Source organism: Cysteiniphilum sp., from assembly GCF_057495195.1.
Map to the genome: position 1 here is coordinate 1 of NZ_JBXTEF010000091.1, position 6,074 is coordinate 6,074.

The window sequence follows — 6,074 nt, forward strand, 5'->3', positions numbered from 1 at the left end:
CTGCCCTTGACAGAGTCTTTGGGCGCTCATTTGCTAAAACAATGAAACTATTCATTGTTTCTTAACGCATTCGCTATCACCAAAATTCAACTTTGTAAAGGAGCAGAAAATGCAAAGCAAGAAATTCTGTAAAATGGTTTATGATGGGTATATCATGTACTACCAACTTAAGCCTATAAAAAATAATAAACTGGAGTTACGCACTTTTGCTTAACTACCCCACCTCGCAGGCTCGGCACCCCTTCACAAGTGAAGGGAAATTATAAAGTCCAAGCCACAGATTCCCCTTCGTTAGCGAAGGGGTGGATGCGAAGCAGACGGGGTAGTCTTTGAAAAATCGCAAAATGCGTAACTCCAGTTGTAAATTAGAAAACAGGAACCTATGCTATGGCACAAATTATTGATGGCAAAAAAAAAGCGCAAGAAATCAGACTAAAAATCAAATCACAAGTTGATCAATTAAAAGAACAAAACAAACGTATTCCAGGGCTTGCGGTAATTATTGTTGGCAATAACCCTGCCTCACAAATATATGTCAATAATAAACGTAAAGCCTGTGAAGAGGTGGGGTTTCTATCTTTAAACTACGACCTTAATGAAGATGTTAGTAATGACGAGTTATTAAACCTTATTAATCAGCTAAACAATGATCCAACGATTGATGGCATATTGGTGCAATTGCCACTGCCTGGGCACATCGATGCCGAAAAAATACTTGAAGCCATTCGCCCTGATAAAGATGTTGATGGTTTTCACCCTTATAATATTGGCAAATTGATGCAGCGCAATCCACTGTTGCGTCCATGCACCCCCAAAGGAGTGATGACATTATTAGAATCAGTAATTGATAATTTTAAAGGCAAACACGCAGTCATCGTTGGTGCTTCTAATATCGTTGGTCGCCCCATGCTAATGGAGCTTTTATTAGCAGGCTCAACTGTCACCACATGTCACCGTTTCACCAACGATCTAGCTGAACACTTATCACGCGCTGATATTGTAGTTGCAGCCGTTGGCAAACCACATTTTATCAAAGGCCACTGGCTTAAAAAAGGCGCTGTAGTCGTTGATGTTGGTATTAATCGATTAGATGATGGCAGCATTGTCGGTGATGTCGATTTTGACAATGCCTTGGAAAATGCCGCTTTTATCACCCCAGTTCCAGGTGGAGTAGGACCTATGACCATTGCCACTTTACTAGAAAATACGTTATTTGCTTGTGAGTATTTACATAGCAAGGCATAATGATTCGCGAGAAGTTTGGAGCGAATATACATGAAGCTTATTAAAAATCATCTTTCAATTTGGGTCGGTGCCATCATTATTGTATTGGCGATTATTTTAGGGGTGACTGCACTTTACCATAATAATGCACATGCCATTATCAGTAGTAAATTAGAAAATACACCTAAGGTGACCAATGACAAACCTAAAACAATTAAAAGCTCAACAGATGATGAGCCTATTAATTACACATTATTGAGTCCTAAAGCCGCCTATGACAAAGGAGTTGAATACAGTAAACAAATCAGCCAATCAGGTGGTAACAATATCGATAAAGCAGTTGACTATATTCAGTACTCGGCTGCCACAGGATATGCTGAAGCACAATTTAAGCTTGGGCTTATGTACTTCCAAGGGTTAGGCGTGCAATCAAACCCTGCTGTTGGCTTCTACTGGATTGAAAAGGCTGCTAAAAATGACTATGCTGAAGCACAAATTTATCTGGCATATATGTATAAGAAAGGCATTGGAGTATCAATCAATCTCTTTAAATCAAACTATTGGTTACGCCAAGCACGCGCTAATGGCATTGATTTGAGTTTAGATGCATTGCCATTTTTCTAAGCTAGAAAGCCCACGATAAAATAATTTATGATGGGTATGAAGATTTTGTAAATTTTTTGTAAATATTTACAAAAATACCTTTCCATTATGCAAAAAGCTTAGTATAGTGGCGCTCTCTTTCGACGAGTTGCTAGTATCAACTTCCTCCCTCCTCCCTCCTTGAATAGATCTAGTGGCTCGTCGATTGTTTTCTTTTTAATGTTCCCTTGTAGCCAAAAATTGAATATCTGGATTGCGCTCTTGTGCCATTTGTAGATTAACACGCGTTGTTGCTAGATAGGTTAAGTGATCACCGCCATCTAGCGCCAAGTTATCTGCATATTTATTTTTAAATTGCTCAAGTTTTTTCTTATCACTTGCCTCTACCCAACGAGATGCGACAACATTGACCTGCTCATAACTACATTTAACACCATATTCATTTTCCAAGCGATGTGCAACAACATCAAACTGTAGCACACCAATCGCGCCAAGAATCAGATCATTATTGTTCAATGGTCTAAAGACTTGAGTCGCACCTTCCTCAGATAGTTGAATTAAGCCTTTCAAAAGCGCCTTCATCTTCAATGGATCATTTAAACGCACACGTCGGAAAAGCTCAGGCGCAAAGTTAGGAATACCCGTGAATTTAAGTATCTCACCTTGAGTAAAAGTATCACCAATTTGAATCGTACCATGATTATGTAAGCCGATAATATCCCCAGGATAGGCTTCCTCTAAAGACTCGCGCTCGCCTGCAACAAAAGTTAATGCATTAGCAATCTGCACTTGTTTATTCATGCGCACATGCTGCAACTTCATGCCTTTTGTATATTTGCCAGAACAAATTCTAAAAAATGCCATACGATCACGATGTTGCGGATCCATATTCGCTTGGATTTTAAAAACAAAGCCGGTTAATGGTTCTTCACTTGCCTTTACTTCACGTATATCAGTCGTTCTTGGTGTTGGTGATGGCGCACATTCGGTAAAGGTGTCTAGCATCTCTTTAATACCAAAGTTACTCAATGCCGTACCAAAAAATACAGGGGTTAACTCACCTCGACGATATTTCTCAAGATCAAACGCATGACTTGCCCCTTTGACAAGTTCCACTTCTTCTCTTAGCTCATCTGCCAAATAACCAATTTTGTCATCTAGTCCGCTATTATTAAGTCCTTTGATGACTTGATAGTCATGAATATGATGACCATGTCCCGTCTCAAATAAAATGACTTCGTCGTTATATAGATGATAGATCCCTTTAAACTCTTTACCTGAGGCAATTGGCCAAGTCATTGGTGCGCATTGAATATTAAGGACATCTTCAACTTCATCCATCAACTCCATTGGATCGCGTGTATCACGATCAAATTTATTGATGAAAGTTATAATTGGTGTTGTTCTTAAGCGGCATACTTCCATCAATTTAATAGTACGCGCCTCAACCCCTTTAACACCATCAATAACCATCAAGGCTGAGTCAACCGCAGTTAAGGTGCGATAAGTATCTTCCGAGAAGTCCTCATGCCCTGGAGTGTCTAATAGATTGACTACACAATCATTATAAGGAAACTGCATCACAGATGTGGTTACCGAAATACCACGTTGCTTTTCAAGCTCCATCCAATCAGACGTTGCATGACGACCTGATTTTTTACCTTTCACTGTACCTGCTAATTGAATTAGATTTCCAAATAACAACATTTTTTCGGTTAACGTAGTTTTTCCGGCATCCGGATGCGAAATAATCGCAAATGTGCGTCGCTTATTTAGCGCCTGTAGAAATTCAGACATTATTTTTCCTCAAAAAATTCAAAAAAATTAAATTCAAAAATACTTTGCTCTTGCAAAAGAGCAAAGCCTACCCGTTTTACTGATAAATGTAAAAACTTTATGAAAAAATTAACGCATTAAAGACTACATTGGCAACTCAACTATTCTTAGGATTACTACCAGATCATATTCTAAATTAATGTTTATGTTCAATGATTTTATCCACTTCGGTAAAACTTATTTTCTTAACACCAAAAGGCATATCGATCATCACATGCTCAGCTGAGATATGTTTAAGTACCCCAACATAACGAATATTATGTGATTTAACCGTCACAATACTTTGTTTATTATACATATCAAACAACCATCGCTTGGTCTTATCATTTATCTGCATGATTGTCTCCTCCATACATAAGATATCAATATCGTATTTATACCCATCACAAACTACTTTGCAAAAAAACACCGCAAAATGATTACGATAGGGATACAACGAAAAGATACCCCATAAGCTTGAATACAAACTTACTTTTTGTTTTCTCTCTTAATCTTGATAATGATAGATAGGAACTGACGAAAATACAATATTCAAGAAAGCAACTTTAACCGAAAAAAACCGTGGATCTTAAATCCCACTATGGAAACGAAACTCAGTATCAGGTGACTCTATCAACTGCTTTTCTACTGCAGCAAAGCGCTTAATATGATGCTTGATATCATCGGTGGCAAATTGTTGTGCAAATTTAAGATAAATAGTGAAATGACGCTGCTCTGATGCTAATAATCCCAAATAAAATTTTTGCAGCTCCTCATCTAAAAAAGGCGCAATAGCACCAAAGCGCTCACACGATCGTGCTTCGATAAAAGCACCAATAATAAGTGTATCAACAAGTCGCCCTTCCTCTGACGTGCGCACATGCTTTTTTAGCTCTTTGACATAGCGCGACTCTGACAATAGACGATATTCAATATTACGCTTTTTGAGAATACTTAGTACCTGTTCAAAGTGCACTAACTCCTCGCGGGCAATCTTTGACATTCTAAGTAGAAGCTCTGGATATTCAGTTGACTTGCGATACATAAAGCTAATAGCAGCAGATGCTGCCTTTTTCTCACAATGCGCATGATCTAACAATAGGATATCAATGGATTTCAGCGCTTTATCTATCCATGCTTTGGGTGTGTTGCATGGCAAAAACGTATCAATTGTTGCTTGATTAAAATAATTCATTCTAAAAACTTATATTATAATTGTGTTTTAACGTTAGGCTTACGCCCCTTCAGCTTGCGCTCAGAAAAGTCTATTTTTGGATACTATCAGGTTGACTTCTAGTAATCAAAATATTTTAAATGCACTCATCATTATTCATCTCAAGGGATGGGAATATACCCACTATGGTTATTGGAATTGGATGATGGCACATCAACAATCATGCAACCCCACCAAGTTCCGTCCTTTCCTTTCTTAGCGAGATTCATTGCGTCGGTATAATCTGGAGATGTTTTCGAGTTTACATCTGGGTACACGTTCTTTAAAAAATTTTCACACTCACTAGATTCATTAGTGGAGTAAGTCACATTAGAGCCTTTATGGAGTTCATCAGATGCGTAAACAACAGCATCTGATGTGAAATTAGAAAAAGCAGCTCCCAGCTTGTCCCCATCATCATAAACAATTAAACATCCGCCACTGACTTCATCACCAGATCCTGCGTTAGTACTATTGGGGTGATCATAATTAGCATTAGCAGCAAATTCATTTGCTATTTCATCAGCACTTGAAAACCCTGGAACTTTTCTAACCTTTGGTTGAATTGTATCGTCTTCACCCATAGGGTCTGCTGCAAAAAAACCTCCTCCAGCATAACTTAATGCAGCATCACCAATAGCATTTATTGCCGAGTTTACCAATGCAGATATAGCCTTGGCCCAAGCATCTGCATTGGATGTTGCATAGAAGCCTACTATCGCTCTCTGACCAGATTGTAATGTATATGTCTTATCAGCATCATTTATATCGTGTATCCACTGAAAAGCTGCAACCGTACTAAATCCGCTCGTGCTTGTGACAGGCCATGCAATTCCGTAATTTCCAGTAAGTCGAACGTTCACCTGGATTGTTTTTTCAGAACTATTGCTGATCCCACAGTAAAATGTTTGCCAGGCAGACAACGGCTGAGTAGCTCCCGATAACAACATCACAGCTGATAGAAAATGTTTATAACTCATGAATATTCCTTATATAACTATATTATTTTATGTCTCTATAGGTAAGGATATAACTTTAAAAAAGTCAATACAGTTTATCCATTTCTCTCTGTACACGAAGAAAAATTTGCAAATTGCTGCTTGAAGCGTTATTTTTTCTTGATTTGCACACCATGAAAAAGCACCTCAAACAGCTGACGAATAGTTTAAAGGAAATTTTTAACTGGCACAAATCAAGATTAGATTGTTTCGCTAATCTT

Annotated in this window: 6 protein-coding genes; 2 read left to right on the forward strand and 4 right to left on the reverse strand. The window is 38.2% G+C overall.

The genetic code is table 11. The annotated features are described in order from the left end of the window. Nucleotides 1-387: 387 nt before the first annotated feature. Nucleotides 388-1,245 (forward strand): bifunctional methylenetetrahydrofolate dehydrogenase/methenyltetrahydrofolate cyclohydrolase FolD, encoded by an 858-nt coding sequence (gene folD, locus ACY10D_RS08420; RefSeq protein WP_487000303.1) that lies wholly within the window; start codon nt 388-390, stop codon nt 1,243-1,245. 30 nt (nt 1,246-1,275) lie between these two features. Continuing rightward, nucleotides 1,276-1,848 carry a tetratricopeptide repeat protein gene (locus ACY10D_RS08425; RefSeq protein ID WP_487000304.1) on the forward strand — a complete coding sequence of 191 codons (573 nt, stop codon included), beginning with the start codon at nt 1,276-1,278 and terminating at the stop codon, nt 1,846-1,848. A gap of 195 nt (nt 1,849-2,043) precedes the next feature. Here the strand turns inward: ACY10D_RS08425 and ACY10D_RS08430 are convergent, their stop codons facing one another. The 4 genes from ACY10D_RS08430 to ACY10D_RS08445 all read right to left on the reverse strand — a co-directional run bounded on the left by ACY10D_RS08430 (nt 2,044) and on the right by ACY10D_RS08445 (nt 5,835). After that, nucleotides 2,044-3,624, reverse strand: coding sequence for a peptide chain release factor 3 (locus ACY10D_RS08430; protein ID WP_487000305.1), 1,581 nt, complete (start codon nt 3,622-3,624; stop codon nt 2,044-2,046). Between the two features lie 175 nt (nt 3,625-3,799). Next, on the reverse strand, nt 3,800-4,000 hold the full coding sequence (locus ACY10D_RS08435) for a hypothetical protein (RefSeq protein WP_192482745.1): 201 nt from the start codon (nt 3,998-4,000) through the stop codon (nt 3,800-3,802). A gap of 231 nt (nt 4,001-4,231) precedes the next feature. Then, nucleotides 4,232-4,837 (reverse strand): MiaE family protein, encoded by a 606-nt coding sequence (locus ACY10D_RS08440; protein WP_487000306.1) that lies wholly within the window; start codon nt 4,835-4,837, stop codon nt 4,232-4,234. 140 nt (nt 4,838-4,977) lie between these two features. Then, on the reverse strand, nt 4,978-5,835 hold the full coding sequence (locus ACY10D_RS08445; protein ID WP_487000307.1) for a hypothetical protein: 858 nt from the start codon (nt 5,833-5,835) through the stop codon (nt 4,978-4,980). Between the last annotated feature and the right edge of the window lie 239 nt (nt 5,836-6,074).